This window comes from Acidisoma silvae (assembly GCF_020618775.1).
Lineage (GTDB): Bacteria > Pseudomonadota > Alphaproteobacteria > Acetobacterales > Acetobacteraceae > Acidisoma > Acidisoma silvae.
Genome location: NZ_JAESVB010000002.1, coordinates 218,424 through 236,212, shown reverse-complemented (window position 1 = coordinate 236,212; position 17,789 = coordinate 218,424). Strand labels below are relative to the sequence as shown.

Annotated in this window: 16 protein-coding genes, 1 tRNA gene, 1 pseudogene and 1 riboswitch; of the genes and pseudogenes, 9 read left to right on the top strand and 9 right to left on the bottom strand. The window is 63.6% G+C overall.

Features of this window, described 5'->3' with window-relative positions; genetic code table 11:
* Positions 1–108: 108 nt before the first annotated feature.
* Both glpD and ASILVAE211_RS05635 read right to left on the bottom strand, forming a co-directional pair.
* The gene (gene glpD / locus ASILVAE211_RS05640) at positions 109–1,653 is read right to left on the bottom strand and encodes a glycerol-3-phosphate dehydrogenase (RefSeq protein WP_227320322.1); all 1,545 of its coding nucleotides are present in this window, start codon (positions 1,651–1,653) and stop codon (positions 109–111) included.
* Positions 1,654–1,812: 159 nt separating this feature from the next.
* A complete protein-coding gene (locus tag ASILVAE211_RS05635) occupies positions 1,813–2,715 on the bottom strand; it encodes a hypothetical protein (protein ID WP_227320321.1) in 903 nt (300 codons plus the stop codon).
* 173 nt (positions 2,716–2,888) lie between these two features.
* Between ASILVAE211_RS05635 and ASILVAE211_RS05630 the strand changes: the two genes are divergently transcribed.
* Entirely contained in the window at positions 2,889–4,478 is a 1,590-nt protein-coding gene (locus tag ASILVAE211_RS05630) for a glycosyltransferase family 39 protein (RefSeq protein ID WP_227320320.1), read from the top strand.
* A gap of 26 nt (positions 4,479–4,504) precedes the next feature.
* On the opposite strand, the gene ASILVAE211_RS05625 is transcribed toward ASILVAE211_RS05630, so the two are convergent.
* A tRNA-Gly gene (locus ASILVAE211_RS05625) sits at positions 4,505–4,578 on the bottom strand.
* A gap of 115 nt (positions 4,579–4,693) precedes the next feature.
* Positions 4,694–4,773, top strand: a riboswitch (SAM riboswitch).
* A gap of 47 nt (positions 4,774–4,820) precedes the next feature.
* Between ASILVAE211_RS05625 and metZ the strand changes: the two genes are divergently transcribed.
* Positions 4,821–6,023: an O-succinylhomoserine sulfhydrylase gene (gene metZ / locus ASILVAE211_RS05620; RefSeq protein WP_227320319.1), complete on the top strand. Its 1,203-nt coding sequence runs from the start codon at positions 4,821–4,823 to the stop codon at positions 6,021–6,023.
* Positions 6,023–6,517 carry a GNAT family N-acetyltransferase gene (locus ASILVAE211_RS05615; protein ID WP_227320318.1) on the top strand — a complete coding sequence of 165 codons (495 nt, stop codon included), beginning with the start codon at positions 6,023–6,025 and terminating at the stop codon, positions 6,515–6,517. The genes metZ and ASILVAE211_RS05615 overlap by 1 nt, the downstream gene beginning before the upstream one ends.
* Here the strand turns inward: ASILVAE211_RS05615 and ASILVAE211_RS05610 are convergent.
* Positions 6,514–7,149 carry an HD domain-containing protein gene (locus ASILVAE211_RS05610; RefSeq protein WP_227320317.1) on the bottom strand — a complete coding sequence of 212 codons (636 nt, stop codon included), beginning with the start codon at positions 7,147–7,149 and terminating at the stop codon, positions 6,514–6,516. The two genes, ASILVAE211_RS05615 and ASILVAE211_RS05610, sit on opposite strands and share 4 nt — an antisense overlap.
* 125 nt (positions 7,150–7,274) lie before the next feature.
* Here ASILVAE211_RS05610 and ASILVAE211_RS26300 point away from each other — a divergent pair, with 125 nt between their 5' ends.
* Complete coding sequence (locus ASILVAE211_RS26300; RefSeq protein ID WP_227320316.1) at positions 7,275–8,078, top strand: Stf0 family sulfotransferase; 804 nt, start codon at positions 7,275–7,277, stop codon at positions 8,076–8,078.
* A gap of 8 nt (positions 8,079–8,086) precedes the next feature.
* Here the strand turns inward: ASILVAE211_RS26300 and rodA are convergent, their stop codons facing one another.
* The 5 genes from rodA to ASILVAE211_RS05580 all read right to left on the bottom strand — a co-directional run bounded on the left by rodA (position 8,087) and on the right by ASILVAE211_RS05580 (position 13,812).
* Complete coding sequence (gene rodA, locus ASILVAE211_RS05600) at positions 8,087–9,226, bottom strand: rod shape-determining protein RodA (RefSeq protein WP_227320315.1); 1,140 nt, start codon at positions 9,224–9,226, stop codon at positions 8,087–8,089.
* Positions 9,227–9,236: 10 nt separating this feature from the next.
* Positions 9,237–11,105, bottom strand: coding sequence for a penicillin-binding protein 2 (gene mrdA / locus ASILVAE211_RS05595; RefSeq protein WP_227320314.1), 1,869 nt, complete (start codon positions 11,103–11,105; stop codon positions 9,237–9,239).
* A gap of 55 nt (positions 11,106–11,160) precedes the next feature.
* Positions 11,161–11,706, bottom strand: coding sequence for a hypothetical protein (locus tag ASILVAE211_RS05590; protein WP_227320313.1), 546 nt, complete (start codon positions 11,704–11,706; stop codon positions 11,161–11,163).
* A gap of 3 nt (positions 11,707–11,709) precedes the next feature.
* Complete coding sequence (mreC, locus tag ASILVAE211_RS05585; protein ID WP_227320312.1) at positions 11,710–12,612, bottom strand: rod shape-determining protein MreC; 903 nt, start codon at positions 12,610–12,612, stop codon at positions 11,710–11,712.
* 156 nt (positions 12,613–12,768) lie between these two features.
* The gene (locus ASILVAE211_RS05580) at positions 12,769–13,812 is read right to left on the bottom strand and encodes a rod shape-determining protein (protein ID WP_227320311.1); all 1,044 of its coding nucleotides are present in this window, start codon (positions 13,810–13,812) and stop codon (positions 12,769–12,771) included.
* Positions 13,813–14,012: 200 nt separating this feature from the next.
* Between ASILVAE211_RS05580 and scpB the strand changes: the two genes are divergently transcribed.
* The 5 genes and pseudogenes from scpB to ASILVAE211_RS05555 all read left to right on the top strand — a co-directional run.
* Entirely contained in the window at positions 14,013–14,684 is a 672-nt protein-coding gene (gene scpB, locus ASILVAE211_RS05575) for an SMC-Scp complex subunit ScpB (RefSeq protein ID WP_227320310.1), read from the top strand.
* Between the two features lie 61 nt (positions 14,685–14,745).
* The gene (locus tag ASILVAE211_RS05570) at positions 14,746–15,255 is read left to right on the top strand and encodes a Sec-independent protein translocase family protein (protein WP_227320309.1); all 510 of its coding nucleotides are present in this window, start codon (positions 14,746–14,748) and stop codon (positions 15,253–15,255) included.
* Between the two features lie 72 nt (positions 15,256–15,327).
* Positions 15,328–16,077 (top strand): twin-arginine translocase subunit TatC, encoded by a 750-nt coding sequence (gene tatC / locus ASILVAE211_RS05565; RefSeq protein ID WP_227320753.1) that lies wholly within the window; start codon positions 15,328–15,330, stop codon positions 16,075–16,077.
* Between the two features lie 46 nt (positions 16,078–16,123).
* Positions 16,124–17,401, top strand: coding sequence for a serine--tRNA ligase (gene serS, locus ASILVAE211_RS05560; protein ID WP_227320308.1), 1,278 nt, complete (start codon positions 16,124–16,126; stop codon positions 17,399–17,401).
* Between the two features lie 139 nt (positions 17,402–17,540).
* Positions 17,541–17,741: pseudogene (locus ASILVAE211_RS05555) on the top strand (DDE-type integrase/transposase/recombinase); the annotation flags it as partial.
* Positions 17,742–17,789 lie beyond the last annotated feature (48 nt).

Here is a 17,789-nt window from a genome sequence, read left to right as displayed (position 1 = left end):
GGCTGCTTTCTATCATCATTGTTCCGGCAGACGTCCAGCCTGCTCGCAGACAGGCAGGCTTTCGCCCGGCGCCCATCAGATCCCGGCGCTCATCAGATCAAGGGGATGTCAGGCCAGGACGGGAAGGCGGTCCGTCAGGGCCGCGATCACCGTCTCAATTCGCTGCGCCTCGTCCTTGCTGATCCGCAAACCGAGTTTGGAACGGCGCCAGAGGATATCCTGGCTGGTGCGGACCCATTCGTATTGAACGAGGTAGCGGAGTTCGGCTTCGGTGATATCGGCGCCGAAGGTTTCGCCCAGATCGGCCTGCGAGCGGGCGTCACCCAGCAGGATCGTGACGCGCGTGCCATAGGCGCGCAGCAGGCGATGCAGATGACGGTCGGACAGGAAAGGGTAGCGCCGTGCCATCTCCGCCTTGAGGGCCGGAAAACCCTGCATGGGGAAATCCCCACCCGGCAGGTTTTCTTTGCCCGTCCAGCCTGCGGCCTTGCCCGTCGCGGGCGGCAGATGCGGCGCCAATTGCGCCAGCGCCGATTCCGCCAGCCGGCGAAAGGTCGTGATCTTGCCGCCATAGACGGACAATAAAGCGGGCGCACCGTCAGGCGCGTCCAGCTTCAGCACATAATCCCGCGTCGCCGCCTGGGCCGCCGTGTCGCTGTCCTCGTTATACAGCGGCCGCACGCCGGAATAGGTCCAGACCACCATGTCGGGCGTAATCGCCTTGGCCAGATAATCGCTTGCCGAGCGGCAGAGATAGGCAATCTCTTCGTCGCTTGCCCGCACATCGGCCGGGTCGCCCTTGTAGTCCTGGTCGGTCGTGCCGATGAGCGTGAAATCCTGCTCATAGGGAATGACGAAGAAGATGCGACGGTCGTCATTCTGGAAAATGTAGCAGCCGGGATGATCGTACAGCTTGGGCACCACGATATGGCTGCCCTGGACAAGGCGGACGGGCGCACGGGTATTGTTGTGCAACACGCTCTGCCCGACATCGCCGACCCAGGGGCCGGCGGCATTGACCAGCGCGCGGGCGCGGATGGCGTAGGTCTGGCCGGTCGCCTCGTCCTGCAAGGTCACGCGCCACAGCCCATCCTCCCGCACGGCCTCCAGGCAGCGCGTGCGGGTGCGAATGGTGGCGCCCCGCGCGGCGGCATCCATGGCGTTGAGCACGACGAGGCGGGAATCCTCGACCCAGCAATCGGAATATTCGAAGGCATGGACATAGTCGGGCTTCAGCGGCTGGCCGGTGACGTCCCGTCGCAGATTGACCGAGCGGGTCGGCGGCAGCTTCTTCCGGCCGCCGATATAGTCATAGAGAAACAGGCCCAGACGCAGCAGCCAGCGCGGGCGCAGCTTTTTGTGATAGGGCAGGACGAAGCGCAGTGGCCAGACGATATGGGGTGCTACGCCCCACAGCACCTCGCGCTCCATCAGCGCTTCGCGCACCAAGCGGAACTCGTAATATTCCAGATAGCGCAGCCCGCCATGGATCAGCTTGGTGGAGGCCGAGGAGGTGCCGGAGGCGAGATCGTTCTTCTCGGCCAGGAACACCCGCCAGCCGCGCCCCACCGCGTCGCGCGCAATGCCGCAGCCATTGATCCCACCGCCGATCACGGCAAGGTCGTAAATTTCGGCGGCTGCGTCGCTGGTCATGGTTCGGGCCTTATGCGCGGAACGGGTCGCGAGCGCTCATAAAACCGAACTATACGAAAAAGCAAGCGAGCATATCACGCGCCACTCAACCGTGATTAAAGGCAAGGCTATAGCGCGATATGTTCGTTTCAGGCCATCTATGGCCATGGTTGCGCAACCTTATGCGCGTGCTGATGCGCGCTCCGCATGCCGGCTGAGCGCATGGCGAACCGCTTCCGCCTGGATCTGGAACAGGGCCAGGAAGAAGGGCCGCAGCGTCTCCACCAATTTCTGCGTGCCCATATGCGGGCCGCCCGGCCCGTTTTGCACGACCAGGCCGAATTCCATGCAGGTGCGCATGATGCCGAGCGCATGGGTCCGCGATATCGCGAAATGCCGCGCAAGATCGGACACGCGATAGGAGCGGCCTTCGGGAATGCCGGTCAGCAGCAGAAACAAAATGGTGAAGGCGGCATCGCGCTCGATCAGGGCTTCCAGGGCGGGATCGGCGCCCGTGGCGCGCAATCCGGCTCGCCAGAAAGCGAGATAACTGCGGGCAATATCGCCCAGAATTTCGCTATCGCTCAGCAGCGGCAATACCGTGGCAAGATCGGGGTTGATCAAGCTATTGGCGCGGAGCACGCCAGCCAGCCTTTCGCGATGCAGCGTCAGCAAAGTCTCGGTCGGCGCCAGCTTCCGCTTGCGGGAGTCTTCGGCGGGTACGGCCTGGAGGAAGCCGCCGACCCGCAGAAGCGCCGCCAAAGCCGTCATCCGGTTGGGACTGCTGAGGCGGTAGCGATTGGCCTCATCGCGCAATTGGGCGACCGTGAAGCCGGTCTGGCCGCTGCTGAAATGCAGGTCCAGCATGATGAAGCTGGCGATGACGCGCCCACGATCATTGGCGATGCGATTGAGCAGCCAGCTGCCTCGATAGAAGCTGACGAAGGATATGGCGGCGGCGAGCATGGCCTCGTCGAAGCGGGAATGTCCGGACAGGGGCGTGTCCAGGCCGTCGCTGGACCGCTGATCGCCAGGCGTCTTGGGGTCATAGACGGAAAAGGCGGGGGTTATCTCAGGCGGCATCGAACAATCGGTTTGTTCCACGAGGGGTAAGTCCAAAAGCTTAAATAAGGGACTAAGCCTTGGCAATCGTATGATGAATGACCTCTTGGCACAGTGCGGCTGCAAACTTGCCTTACTCTCCGTCTAATCTGCCTCAAGACCGCGAAGGGCGACACGGTCGCTGGAGACAAAGCATGGGCGGAACAGGCCTATTTCAAACCCTTGGCCGCATTGCCGCCACCCGCCGCAACAGCCTCCTCTGTGCGGTTGTCCTGGCATTGGGCTGCGCCACGCGCCTCTATCACATCGGGTCGATGCCCTATTGGCTGGATGAGGTGACGACCGTCCATCGTTCCAGCCTGTCTTTCGGGGCGATGGTGCATGATTCTCTCGTCGCGCATCATCTGCCGTCCTATTTCTGGATCGCCTCGCTGTCCGGTGCTTATGGCCTTGGCGAAAGTGTGCTGCGGCTGCCATCCGCGATTTTCGGCGGCGCGACGGCGGCCATGCTCTATATCATCGGCATGCGTGCCGGCGGCTGGAAGGCCGGGTTGGTGGCAGGGTTGCTGATGGCGCTGTCGCCACTCCAAGTGCAATACGGCCAGGAAGCGCGGTCCTATACTTTCGTCATGCTGATGATGGCGATGGGCCTATGGGGCCTGGTTGAAATCGCCCGCGATCCCCGCGCCGCGACGCTGCCTTTCCGCAGTCCGGGCGCGCGCCTCTTTCCGTGGGTAATTTATACGCTGGGCACGCTGGGTGCCCTGCAGGTTCTCAGCACAGCCTTTTTCTGGCTGATTTCCGCCAATGTCGCGGCTATCGCCGTCGGCCTGGACCCCGCCGTCGACCGGCGCCGCTTCTGGTGGCGATGGGGGATCGCCCAGGCGATCATCCTGGGCCTGACCTTGCCCTGGTTCATGGCCATGGCAGTCGCGACGCGCGGCAATATGGGCAGCGGCACGGATTGGGTGCCGGCGATGACGCTGCACAGCTTCACGTCCACGCTGGGCTCGCTCTATTTCATGCGTATTTCGCGGCTCATCAGCTTTCACCTGTTTCCGGTCGTGGTGCCGGGTTTCGGCGCCCTGCTTCTGGCGTTTGGCCTGCTGGGCGTTGTTTATCTTCGCCGTGCGGGCGGGCAGCGCCGCCTGGCCAGTGTGGCGCCGACGATGCTCTATGCCCTGCTGGCCGTCGCCATCGTGCCGCCGCTGTTGATCCTGCTGATCTCCATCGGCAAGCCGCTCTGGATGCCGCGCTATCTATTGTGGAGCGCGGTGCCCTTTTTCGTTTTCGTCGGTCTCGGTGTTGCTGTCCTGCCGGGCCGGTGGTTGCCGCTCTCTACCGTTACGGCGATAGCACTGCTCGCTTCGGTCAATCTGGTGCCGTATTACCAGTCCGAGACCAAGCCGCGCTGGGATCTCGCGTCCCGCGACCTCGTTAATATCCTTGAGCCCGGGGACATGATCCTGGTGCCGGATCGCGGCCCCATCACCATCATGAATTTCTTCCTGGCGCGCGATGGGCAGTCGATTCCGGATGATCTCTGGACGCGCGACATCTTCAAGGCGGCGGTCCATGTGCAGGATGGCGGCCGAGTCTGGGTGGTGGAGGGCAAGGTGGGACAAGCGGATCACACGCCGCCGAAAAGCTATAACGCCATTCTGGCGCCCCTGGGATCGCCCATCGCGGTCCTGCCGGAAGGCGATCTCATCACCTTCAAGCTCTTTGACCGTTCTCCGGACGAGAGTCTGATCGCGCAGGGCGACGCCGCGCCGCGACTCTAAGCCTGAATGGGAAGGGAAGACTTCGGTGGAGCGGGTAGCGGGAATCGAACCCGCGCATTCAGCTTGGGAAGCTGACGAGCTACCATTACACCATACCCGCGTATGCGCCCGATGACGTGCTTCTAGCGGTCCTTGCGTGGTTTGAAAAGCTCCCCCAAGCCCCACGCCGTTGACGGGGCTGCAAAGCCGGTCCTATGCATGGGACCAGGGCATGGGTTTGCCCTCCTCGTGATTTGTCCGGCCGGATTGCGGCGAGGCTAAAGAAGCGCGCTAAAGAGGCCAGTGAGGGCTCGTGCCTTTGCTGCATCCACGGCCGGGTTTCTCTCAGAGAGGCCCATTGCCATGACGAAACTGCCCAAGACCCTCCGCCCCGCCAGCCTGCTGGTGCATGGCGGCACCATGCGCAGCAATTTCGGCGAGACGACCGAGGCGCTCTTCCTGACCTCCGGCTTCGTCTATGACAGCGCCGAGCAGGCCGAGCAGACCTTCCTCGGTGAGGTCGAGCATTTCCAGTATTCCCGCTTCGGCAATCCGACCGTGCAGATGCTGGAAAGCCGCCTTTGTCTGCTGGAAGGCGCTGAAGCCTGTCGCGCCACGGCCACCGGCATGGCGGCGGTCAATGCCGCGCTGCTCAGCCATTTGAAGACCGGTGACCGCGTCGTTGCGTCCCGTGCGCTGTTCGGCTCCTGCTACTGGATCGTCTCCACCCTGCTGCCGCGCTACGGTATCGAGACCGTCTTCGTCGACGGCGCCGATCTGGACGCCTGGGCCGAGGCTTTGAAGACGCCGACCCAGGTTGTGCTGCTGGAAACGCCGTCCAATCCGATGCTTGAAATCGTCGACATGAAGGCGGTCTGCGATCTGGCCCACGCCTCCGGCGCTATCGTCGTCGTCGACAACGTCTTCGCCACGCCCTTGCTGCAAAAGCCGCTGGAATACGGCGCCGATGTCGTCGTCTATTCCTGCACCAAGCATATCGACGGCCAGGGCCGTGTGCTGGGCGGCGCGGTGCTCGGTTCCAAGAAATGGATCGAAGAGGTGCTTCAGCCCTTTACCCGCAATACCGGCCCGGCCATCTCGCCGTTCAATGCCTGGCTGTTGCTGAAGGGGCTGGAAACGCTGACGCTCCGCGTCGATGCCTCCTGCCGCGCGGCCGAGCAGGTCGCCCGCTTCCTGGAAGCGCATCCCAAAGTCGCCCGCACCTGCTACCCGACGCTGGAAAGCCATCCCCAGCGGGAATTGGCGATGCGCCAGATGAGCGCGGGCGGCACGCTCGTCACCTTCGATCTCGGCTCGAAGGAAGCGGCCTTCGCCATGCTGAACCGGCTGGCGCTGATTTCGATCTCCAACAATCTGGGCGATTCGAAATCCCTCATCACCCATCCGGCTACGACGACGCATATGCGTGTCGATGCCGCCGAACGGGCGAAGCTCGGTATCACGGCCGGCGTCGTGCGCCTGTCGATCGGTCTGGAAGATCCGGCCGATCTGATCGACGACCTGACCCAGGCCCTAGAGGGGGCGCTGGGTGCGGTGGCAGCCTAATGGCCGAAGGCCTGATCATCCGGCCCGCTGCCGCATCCGACCAGGATGCGGTCTGGGCTATCATCGGGCCGATCATCGCGGCGGGGGAGACCTATGCGCTTCCCCGCGACTGGTCGCGTGAGCAGGCGCTCGCCTACTGGTTTCTGCCGGTACATGCGGTTTTCGTGGCAGAGCTAGCGGGCGAGGTCCTGGGCAGTTTCTACCTCCAGGCCAATCAGCAGGGTGGTGGGGCGCATGTCGCCAATGCCGGCTTCGCGACGGCTGGCCAAGCCACTGGCCGGGGCATCGCCCGCGCCATGGGGCATTTTGCTTTGGCGGAGGCCAAGGCACGAGGGTTCCGTGCCATGCAGTTCAATTTCGTCATCAGCACCAATGCGGCGGCGGTCCATCTCTGGACCAGTCTCGGCTTCGAGACGCTGTGCCGACTGCCGGGCGCTTTCGCCCATCCGGCGGTCGGCCATGTCGATGCCCTGCTGATGTTCCGGCGGCTTTAAGCCGCAGGTGTCGGTGCCGGTTTCAGCCAGCCATTGGCGACCGCGTCCGCAAAAACGGTCTCGGCGGCAGCCCATAGCGTGGGCGAGCCGAGGGCGATGCGCTGGGTCAGCGACTTTTCCATTTCGATATTGAAGTCGGGGCGCACGTTCCAGGTGCCGCCGCCGACGACATGATTGAGCAGGATCGGCTGCAGGCGGTCGCAGGCTTTGGCGAAACGCGCATCCGCGCTCTCGGCCGTCTCGAACTCATCCCACATGGCGCGAAAGGCTTGCCCCTGTTCGGACGGCAGCATGCCGAACAGAATATCGGCAGCTGCCTGTTCGCGCTCGGCCTGGCCGGTATCGGTCAGCGTCAGATGCAGCGGCGTATCCCCGGCTTCGATTTCGACCAGATCATGCAAAATCAGCATCTGAACGACCCGCCAGATATCCACGGGCTCGATCGCGTATTCCGACAGAACCATGGCGAACAACGCCAGGTGCCAGGAATGTTCGGCCGTGTTTTCCCGTCTTGATCCATCAGCGATGTGGTTCAGACGAATGACGCCCTTCAGCCGGTCGGCCTCAAGCAGAAAGCGCATTTGATCGGCCAAACGGCCGCCGATCTGATCCAGCCAGGCGGATGATTTCAAGCGATTGGTCCTTTCAGAAGATTGACCCCTAACGCCTAATGCTTTGGGTCAGGTTGCTTAGTAAATTTTCGTTAAGACCTGAGAGAGAAACTGGCCATGCATTGCGACACGAGGAAGTTTTGTAAGTGCAGCAGGGGACGTCATTGATGACTAAGCTTGCCCGCATGATCGTGCCGGAGTCCTTGCAAAATGTGCATCGCTATCATCGCGATGTCCTGCCAGCGCTTTTTGGTGAAAACCCGCCTGTCGAGCAAATCTATCCCGCGGTGCAATTCGTGTTCCTCTGCTTCACGAATCGCTGCGGGTCGAACTTCCTGGCTCAGCTTATGGCGGCAAACGGCAAGCTCAATCTGCCCGAAGAAGTCTATAACGCGGATACGATCGCCCCACATGTGCGGGAATGCGGGCTGCGCTCATTCCCAGCCTATATGAATTTTCTTTGCGATCGTCTGAAGCGGGGCGAGCGGTTCGCCTCCAAAATCGGACTCGAGCAATTGCTCATGCTTACAGAAACAGGGGTCTTGGATCAGATTGCCGATCGCAGCCATTTCCTGCTGCTGGAGCGGCAGGATCATCTGGCGCAGGCGATTTCGATGCTGGTGGCGATCCAGAACCAGCAATGGACCTCGTTGCAGACCGCGCGGATGCCGGACGAGGCGCTGGTCTATAGTCGTGCGATCATCGATGAGCAGATAGCGGAAATCCAGACGCAGAATTTCGGCTTCTATCGCTTTTTTGCGACCAACAACATCGTCCCCAAACACCTGACCTATGAGGCGCTGACCAAGGCGCCGCAGGCCCACCTGACGGATATCGGTGCCTGGCTGGGCATCAGGGGGATGCTCGCCGCAACGGCCTCACTCAGCATCCGCCGGCAGGAAACGCCCGTGAAGCTGGCTTGGCGCGAACGCTACGAAGCGGGGCTGTAACCCGGCCCTCAATGATCGCTTTCGGGAAATTCGACGTCCCGGTGGACGTGAACGGACATCAGGATGCCGAAGGCGATCATCGCCGTGATCAGCACCGAGCCACCATAGGAAATCAGCGGCAGCGGCACACCGCCCACGGGAATCGCCCCCATGACCATGGCAATATTGACGAAGACATACAGAAACAGATCGACGCTGATGCCAAGTGCCACCAGCCTCCCGAATTGATGGCGACATCGGAGCGCGATGAGCATGCTGCCGAGCACAATCAGCAGCAGCAGCCCCAAGACGCATAGACTGCCGACCAGGCCGAATTGTTCGGCGATCAGGTCAAAGATGAAGTCGGTCTGCTTTTCGGGCAGGAAATCCAGATTGCTCTGGCTGCCGTTCAGGAAGCCCCGGCCCCACATGCCGCCCGAACCCAGCGCGATCTTGGACTGTAGAATATTGTAGCCGGTGCCGAGCGGGTCGCGTTCGGGATGCATGAAGGTCAGGATGCGCTGGCGCTGATAGTCGTGCAGATGGTGATACGCGACCGGGAGAGCCGCGCCGAAGGCCGCGATGACGATGACGAATTTCCACCAGCGCACGCCGGCCGCCACCAGAATGGCGGTGCCGATTGTGCCGGTGATGACGGCGGTGCCGAGGTTCGGCTCTTTCAGGATCAGCCCCACCGGCAGAAGAATGGCCAGAACCGGCACCGCCAGAAAGGTGATGCGTCCCACCTGTTCATAGCTTGCCTTCTGAAACCAGCGCCCCAGGGCCAGCGCCAGGAAGATTTTCATCAGCTCGCTCGGCTGCAACTGAAAACCGCCGATCGCGATCCAGCGCTGCGCGCCCTTGCCGACATGGCCGAATTTGGCGACCACCAGCAGCAATACGATCCCCAGCGCATAAAGCCACCAGGAATAGCGGGAGATGATGCGGATATCCGTCATCGCGATCGCGACCATGATGACAAGGCCGATGCAGAAGCGAACGAGCTGCTTCTGGGCATAGGGTTCAGGCGACCCGCCGGCCGCTGAATACAGCGCCACATAGCCGACCGCCGCAAGGCACAGGATCAGCAGCACGAAAAACCAGTTCGTCTGCCAGACCTTGCCGGCAACGCCCAGCGAGCCTTCGCGCCACAGACGCCGTTCCATCATGACCGATGTCTCACGAGCTTTGCAGGGGCGGGGCGGGCGGCGGGTTCAGGGGCTTGTCGCGTCCCGCCGGGTCCAGCGTCAATGCATCCATCATGATGTCGCGCGCCACCGGCCCGGCAGCATCTGCGCCGGCATTGCCGTGCTCGACAACGACGGCGACCGCATAACGCGGTGCGTCGAAAGGCGCGAAGCCGATGAACAGAGCATGCGGGCGCAAGGCCCAGGGCAGGTTCATGGAGTTGAAGCCATGCTCGCGCTGGGCGCGGCTGACCCGGATCACCTGCGCACTCCCCGTTTTGCCGGCCATCTGAACGCCCGGCATGGGCAGTTTGGCGATCTTTCCCGTGCCGTCCGGCGCATTGATGACTTCGAACATGCCCTGACGGACCAGATTGAAGTAGTGGTTCGGCATGCTCATTTCCGGCCAGTCGTCGGCCGCTGCCCCGGTTTGCAGCACGCCGTCGCGGTGGCGCGCCACATGCGGCTGCACCGCCCGGCCGGTTGCGACGCGAGAACACAGGGTCGCGAGCGACAGGGGCGTCGCCAGAATATAGCCCTGGCCGATGCCGCTGACGACCGTATCGCCCAGCGGCCAGCCTTTATGCTGCCGGGCGCGCCATTCCTTGGTCGGCATGAAGCCGCTGGCGACATTGGTCAGGTCCATGCCGATATCGGTGCCGATACCGAAGCGGCGGGCATAGGCGGCGATGGTGTCGATGCCGGTGCGCAGCGCCACTTGGTAAAAGAAACAGTCGCAGCTGTTCTTCAGCGCCGTCGTCACGTTCTGCATGCCGTGGCCCCAACTGCGCCAGCAGTAGAAGCGCGCATTACCGAGGTCGAAATGGCCGGCGCAATTCAGCATCTCGTCCGGGCCGAGCGCGCCGGAACTCAGCCCCGCCATGGCGACCGCCGGCTTGAAGGTGGAGCCCGGCGGATAGACGCCGGCGGCGGCCTTGTTCACCAAAGGCTTGCGCGGGTCGTTCATCCAGCTCTGCCATTGCGTATTGCTGACGCCGCTATCGAACAGGCTGGGATCGAAGCTGGGCTGGCTGACCATGGCCAGCACTTCGCCGTTGCGCGGGTCCATGACGACGGCGCTGGCGCTGAGACCCGCCAGATGGTTCGCCGTCGCCTGCTGCAAGGCGGTGTCGATGGACAGGCCGATATCCGTGCCCGGCGTGCCTTCCTGCCGGTCAAGCTCGCGAATGACGCGGCCAACGGCATTGACCTCAAGCTGCTGCGCGCCGGCATGGCCGCGCAGGGCGATGTCATTGAAGCCTTCGACACCGGTGCGGCCGACGCGCATGCCGGGCATGGCCAAGGTCGGGTCGGATTTCAGATCGGCATCGTGCGGGGGCGCCACATAGCCCACGACATGGGACAGCAGTTCGGATTGCGGATAGATGCGGGTCGAGCCGACATCGATCAGCACGCCGGGCAGATTGGGTGCGTTCACCTCGATCAGCGCCATCTGATCCCAGGTCAGGAAGTCCTGCAGCATCACCGGCACGTAGCGCTGGTGGGTATGCAATTCGCGGGTGATGCGGCTGCGCTCGCTGTCCGACAGCGGCACCAGTTTGGAAAAAGCATCCAGGACCGAGCTGGTATCATTGGTCTGCTCGACCATCAGCAAAGCACGCCAGTTTTGGCGATTGTTAGCCAGCGCCGCCCCGAAGCGATCGAAAACGCGGCCGCGCGACGCCGGCAGAAGACGGACGCTGACGGAATTGCCGCGCGCCATGGCGGTGTATTTTTCACCGTCCACCACCTGCATCTTGTACAGCTTGGCGCCCAGAATACCGAAGACGGCGATCTGGCCGCCGGCGACGAGCAGCGCCCGGCGGGTGAAGATCCCGCTCCGCATGATTTCCTTCTTCATGCGCGCCTCATATCAGGACGCGGCCCGATGTGACGTGTCTCTTTCGTAAGGCACATCAGACCCGCTCCGGTGCGGCGATGGTGCGATGCGCCTGGCTGAAGCCCATGGCGAGCAGCGGGTAGAGGCCGGCCGTCAGCAGAAACTGCGCAAGCGTGGCGATGGGTGGGTAGATCACCCAGCTCATCAGGCAGGCGAGAGCCCATTGCATGAGCGCCGCGACAGCGGCGACCGCGACGAAAACCAGCCAGACGAACAAAAAACCCTTCTGCGGCAGATACCGGCGGCTGCGCACGACCAAAAGCTGCGTTAGCAGTAAAACCAGCACATTGGTACCCAGCGGCATCTCGCCCAACAGATCCGCCAGCACGCCCAGGATGAAGGTCAGAGGCGGCGGCAATGATGCTGGGCGGAACAGTGACCAGAAGAAAACAGCGGCGAGCGTGAAGGCAGACATCAGCTGCGCCTGGCCCGGCAGGCCGAAGGGGGCGGCCAGCAGGATGATGCCGACAATCGTCGTCGCCGCCGGAAAGCCATGCCGGGCGGCGCGATCCAGGCGCTGGCCCCAGCTCCGCCGTGGCCGGATACCTGGCGTTTTATCCACGAACTAGTGGGCCTTTACAGGCGCGCCCTTGGCGGCGGCGGGAGGCTGCTGCTGCATCAACTTCCGTCCCGGCGGCGCGTCCGGTGCTTCGACCCCGGTATCGTCGTAGTCGAACAGGCGAACGATGGAGAGATGGTCGAGATCCGCCACCGGATAGACCTGCGGCACATGATCGGCATTGTAATGCACGGTACCGAGCGGCAGGCCGGCGGGAAAGGCGCCGACGGCGGCACTCGTCATGACGCGCTCGCCCTCGACCGGCGCCGAGCCTTCCGGCCAGTAGCGCAGCACGGGTAGCGCACCATTGGTGCCTTCCATGATGGCATGGGCGCCACCGCTTTCCATCGTCACCGGCACGCGGCTGTTGATATCGGTGATGAGAAGGACGCGGGCACTGCGGCTGCCGACCTCGGTCACCCGCCCGACGACGCCACGATCATCCATCGCGATTTCGCCCAGAACCACCTTATGCGGCGGCGTCACGGCCAGCAGGACGGAGCGCGCATAGACGCCGCCGGTATCGGCGACCACCGGGGCCGTGGTGAAGGCCGGGGCGGCGGGCGGCATCCAGTTCAGCTGCGCCTTGAATTCCTGGTTCTGCGCTTCCAAAGCGAGGGCCGCCGCCTGCCAGCGGCGCAGCTTCTCGTTCTCGATGCGAAGCCGGGCGTTTTCGGCGCGAATGTCCCAGATCCCCACGATATCCGCGCTTGTCCCGCGCACCTCGGCCAAAGGTTCGGCCATAACCGCGTAGATCGGGGACAGCAGATCGGCCAGGGCAACCCGAACCTCCACCGCCAGCACGGCATCGGCCTTGCCGATCAGCATTAGGCCGAAAGCTGCCGCGATCAGAACCGGCAGAGACAGTTTTTCCAGCGCCTGGCGGACAGGAATAGACAGCCTTATCACCGCGTCTGGGTCTCCGAGACTGAGGATGCGAGCAAGACCGCGCCTATACGCGCCGCGGGTCCGAGAATCGACTCAAACCTTTGACACAAGATGACGGGTCTGTCCCGCCATGGACGGGGCCCGCCTCCGATACTGAGGAGGCAGGCCCCGCTTTGGTCAATACATCGAGGTGAGGACGTTCTGCAGGCGCTTCATTTCTTCAAGCGCGCGCCCGGTGCCGAGCGCCACGCATTGCAGCGGCTCTTCCGCCACCACGACCGGCAGGCCGGTCTCATCGCGCAGCACCTGATCCAAGCGGTGCAGCAAAGCGCCGCCACCGGTCAGCACAATGCCCTTGTCGACGATATCGGCGGCCAGTTCCGGCGGCGTGTTTTCCAGCGCGACCTTCACGGCTTCGACGATGGCGCTCACCGGTTCGGTCAGGCTTTCGGCGATCTGGCGCTGGCTCACCATCACTTCGCGCGGCACGCCATGCATCAGGTCGCGGCCCTTCACTTCACGCCAGGGGCCGTCGATGCCGGGCGCATCCGTCATGGCGGCGCCGATATCCATCTTGATGCGCTCGGCCGTGCTCTCGCCGATCAGCAGGTTATGGTGGCGGCGGATATAGCTGATGATCGCCTCATCCAGCTTGTCGCCGCCGGTGCGGACGCTGCGAGCATAGACGATGCCGCCCAAGGAGATGACGGCGACTTCCGTGGTGCCGCCGCCGATATCGACGACCATGCTGCCGGAAGGCTCGGTCACCGGCAGGCCGGCGCCGATGGCGGCCGCCATCGGCTCCTCGATCAGCAGAACCTTGCGGGCGCCGGCGCTCTCGGCGCTTTCCTGAATGGCGCGGCGCTCGACGGCGGTGGATCCGGAGGGCACGCAGACGATGATGAGCGGGCTCGCGAAGCCGCGGCGATGATGCACCTTGCGGATGAAATGCTTGATCATCTCTTCGGCCACTTCGAAATCGGCGATCACGCCGTCACGCATGGGGCGGATGGCAGAGATGTTGCCCGGGGTGCGCCCCAGCATGTTCTTGGCTTCCTCGCCGACCGCCAGAACCTGCTTCTTGCCGCGCACATCGGCGATGGCCACCACCGAGGGTTCGTTCAGCACGATTCCGCGCCCTTTGACATAGACCAGGGTATTGGCCGTCCCGAGGTCGATCGCCATGTCGGCGGACATCATTCCGAGGATGCGAGAAAACATATAGAGAGAACCTTCCACGCCGCAGCAACGCGCGCGGGCTTACCTGCGTGCCCAAGCCTTCACAAGGGGGTAGAAAAGCATCTCTTGCTCCCTCAAGGGATTTTAAGGTGGAGTGAGACTGGCGCGAGCGGGATCCATCGGCTAGCTAGCCGCCCCGCCTGGCCTTCCTCGCCAGTCCCGTGACCTTTGACCGGAAGACGATGACGGTATCCGACGACAGCCTCCGCCTGGCGGAAGCCCTGATTTTTGCATCGGCCACGCCGATCTCCCCTCAAATACTGAGGCCGCTTCTGCCTGAGGAAGAGGCGGTGGCGGATGTCGTCGCCGCCCTGAAGGAACGCTATGCCGGGCGCGGCGTGGAACTGGTCGACGTCGCGGGCGGCTTACAGTTCCGCACCGCGCCTGACCTGGCCCCCCGCTTGACGCGGGTCATCGAGGTGCCGCGCCGCCTGCCGCGTGTGGCGATGGAGACGCTGGCCATCATCGCCTATCGCCAGCCGGTGACGCGCGGCGAGATCGAGGAGGTGCGCGGCACCGCGCTGTCCCAGAACACGCTGGACGCCCTGCTGGAAGCCGAGCTGATCGCCCCGCGCGGCCGCAGGGAAAGCCCCGGCCGCCCGACACTGTGGGGGACGACGCCGAACTTCCTGACCAAATTCGGCCTGAAGGCGCTGTCGGACCTGCCGCGGCGGGAAGATCTCATCAATGATTCAGCCATCTTCGGCGGCTCGCCCACGCTGCCTTCTGCCGGACAACCGGCGATGAGCGGCGAGGATGAGGCCAGCGAAGCGGACGACCGGCAGGACGACGATGCGGAAACTGAGGGCGTGATCCCTCCGGCGACAGAGGAAGACGCGCCGGCGCAGGGCTGAGGCGGAGTTTCCCATTGGGAAACTTCCTGCTAGCAGTCGGGCGGGGGAGCATTCGCCAGCCATGTTCGATTTTCTGTCCTGGGCCCATATCGCCGTCATTGCCGCGGCCGCGCTGATTTTCATCGGCCCGAAAGACATGCCCGTCGCGATCCGCTCGATCACCGGCATGATCAAGAAGGCTCGCAAGATGGCGGGCGAATTCCAGGGCCAGATGGATGATCTGGTCAAGGAAGCGAACCTGCACGAAGTCCGAGACAGCATCGCGGAACTGCGGGGCGGGCTGGATGTCCGCAAGCAGATCGGCAAGATGATCGACCCCGATCGCACCATCCGCTCGGCTTTTGAAAACCCGATGACGGGGTCCGCCACGGGCAGCGTCATGACGGGGATGGATCGCACCGGTGTCGAGGCGGTCGAGGTCGGCGCCTTCCCGGAATATACCATCGAACGGCCCGAGGATCTGGAGCCGGCGGTGGCCGAAGCCGGGCCGATGCGGCCGTCCTTCGTGCCGCCCACCATTGGCCTCACGGGTCAGCGCCCGGCCTTCATACCGCCGGGCATCCGCCGCTAACGGCATCAACCTGTAGAGAGATTGAGGCAGCCTGACGTGGCGCGTGAAAACGACGTAATCGACGACAAGCCGATGCCGCTGCTGGAGCATCTGGCGGAACTGCGCCGCCGCCTGCTGTGGTCGGCTGCCGGCCTGCTGATCGCTTTCCTGGCCTGCTACCACTTCTCGTTCCAGATCTATTCCTTCATCGCCCATCCGCTGGTGGCGGTGATGAAGAGCCGGGGCGAAGAGCCGACGCTCATCTACACGCAACTCTACGAAGCCTTTTTCACCTATATCAAGGTCTCGCTCTACGCGGCCGTTTTCGTCGCCTTTCCGCTGATTTCGACCCAGGTCTGGCTGTTCATCGCCCCCGGCCTCTATCGCAGCGAGAAGAAGGCTCTATTGCCCTTCATCGTCGCAACTCCGGTTCTGTTCCTGGCCGGAGCCGCGCTCGCCTATTACGTGATCTTCCCGACGGCCTTCCGCTTCTTCCTCAGCTTCCAGACGCCGACCGCCCACCCGGCCGCTGACGGCATGCAGATTGAGCTGATGGCGCGCGTCTCGGATTATCTTGGACTTGTCATGAAGCTGGTCTTCGCCTTCGGCGTGGCCTTCGAGCTGCCGGTGGCGCTGACGCTGATGGGCAAGGTCGGCATCCTGCGCTCCAAGACGCTTAAGAAGTTCCGGCGCTATGCCTATGTCGGCTGTTTCGTCATCGCCGCCGTGCTGACGCCGCCGGATGTGCTGACGCAGACCGGCCTCGCGGTGCCGCTGATCATTCTCTACGAAATCTCCATCCTCTGCGTCCGGCTGGTCGAGCCGAAACTCGACGAGGAATAAGCGCGGGGCGTCCCGCGCACGACTTGCAAGACTGAAAGCCTGAGCCATGCATGACATCCGCGCCATCCGCGCCGAACCGCAAGCTTTCGACGCCGCCATGGCGCGCCGGGGATTTGCGCCGCAAAGCGAAGCGATCTTGGCTCTGGATGCCGGCCGTCGCGCGGCCCTGTCCGATCTGCAAGCGGCACAGGCGCGGCGCAACGAATTGTCGCGCGATATCGGCAAGGCCAAGCGCGAGAAGCTGGATACCGCCGCGCTTGAGCAGGAAGCGGTAGCGCTGCGCGGACAGATGGAGCAATTGCAAGCCCAGGCCGACGATGCCGATCTTCAGATCAAATCCGTGCTCGAAGCCCTGCCCAATATCCTGGACGCGGCAGTGCCGGACGGCCGGGACGAGAGCGCGAATGTCGTGCTCAAAACCTGGGGGCAGGTGCCGGCGTTTGACTTCACGCCGCGCCAGCATTTCGAGCTGGGCGAGGCCCTGGGGCTGATGGATTTCGCGGGTGCCGCCAAGCTGGCCGGGGCGCGTTTCACCGTGCTGCGCGGCGCTTTGGCGCGGCTGGAACGCGCGCTCGGCCAGTTCATGATCGATCTGCACACGCTCGAGCATGGCTATGAGGAAATGGCGGTGCCGACGCTGGTGAACGACGCCGCGGTCTACGGCACCGGGCAGCTGCCCAAATTCTCGGAAGACCTGTTCCGCACTACGGACGGCCGCTGGCTGATCCCGACCGCCGAAGTGCCGCTGACCAATATGGCGGCGGCCGAGATCACGCCGGAGGCGAAGCTGCCCTGGCGCATGACCTCCCTGACCGATTGCTTCCGCAGCGAGGCGGGCTCGGCCGGACGCGATACGCGCGGCATGCTGCGCCAGCATCAGTTCCGCAAGGTGGAGATGGTCTCCATCACCCACCCCGATCACAGCGATGCCGAGCATGAGCGCATGACGCGCTGTGCCGAGACGGTGCTGGAGCGGCTGGAACTGCCCCACCGCCGCCTGCTTCTCTGCACGGGCGATACCGGTTTCGGTTCGGCCCGCACGCATGACCTGGAAGTTTGGCTGCCCGGCCAGCAGGCCTGGCGGGAAATCAGCTCCTGTTCGAATATGCGGGACTTCCAGGCGCGGCGGATGAATGCGCGCTTCCGCGCGGCGGCGGACAATAAGACGCTGGCTTTCGCCCATACGCTCAACGGGTCCGGCCTCGCGGTTGGCCGCACGCTGATCGCGGTGATGGAGGCCTATCAGCAGGCGGATGGTTCCATCCGCGTGCCGGACGCGCTGCGTCCCTATCTGCCCGGTCTGGACGTCATCGCAGCGGGCTGACGGCTGCCCACCTTATCGTCGTGCGCGAGCTTTGTTGCAAACCTGGCCGCGGTGCGTCGAGATGGGTGGCGCGAGGGTAGAAGCGGCCGGGCCAAGTCGGACTTCAAAGGGCGTCACTTCGAGGGCGAGATCGTGCGGGCCGCGTTCGACGAGCTGGCGCGTCGATGAGACATACGTGAAGGTCCGAGGTCAGTGGGCCTAGCTCTACAGGGCCCTCGACAAGCACGGGGATACCATCGACTTCTACCGCTCGCCGACGCGCAACACGGCGGCGGCCAAGCGCTTCCTCGACAAGGCGCTGCGCGGCTTGAAGGACTGGGAAAAGCCCAGTGTCATCAACCCCCGCCTTCGTGCCCTCGACCAACCTTTGTAACAGAGCCGCCGAAAA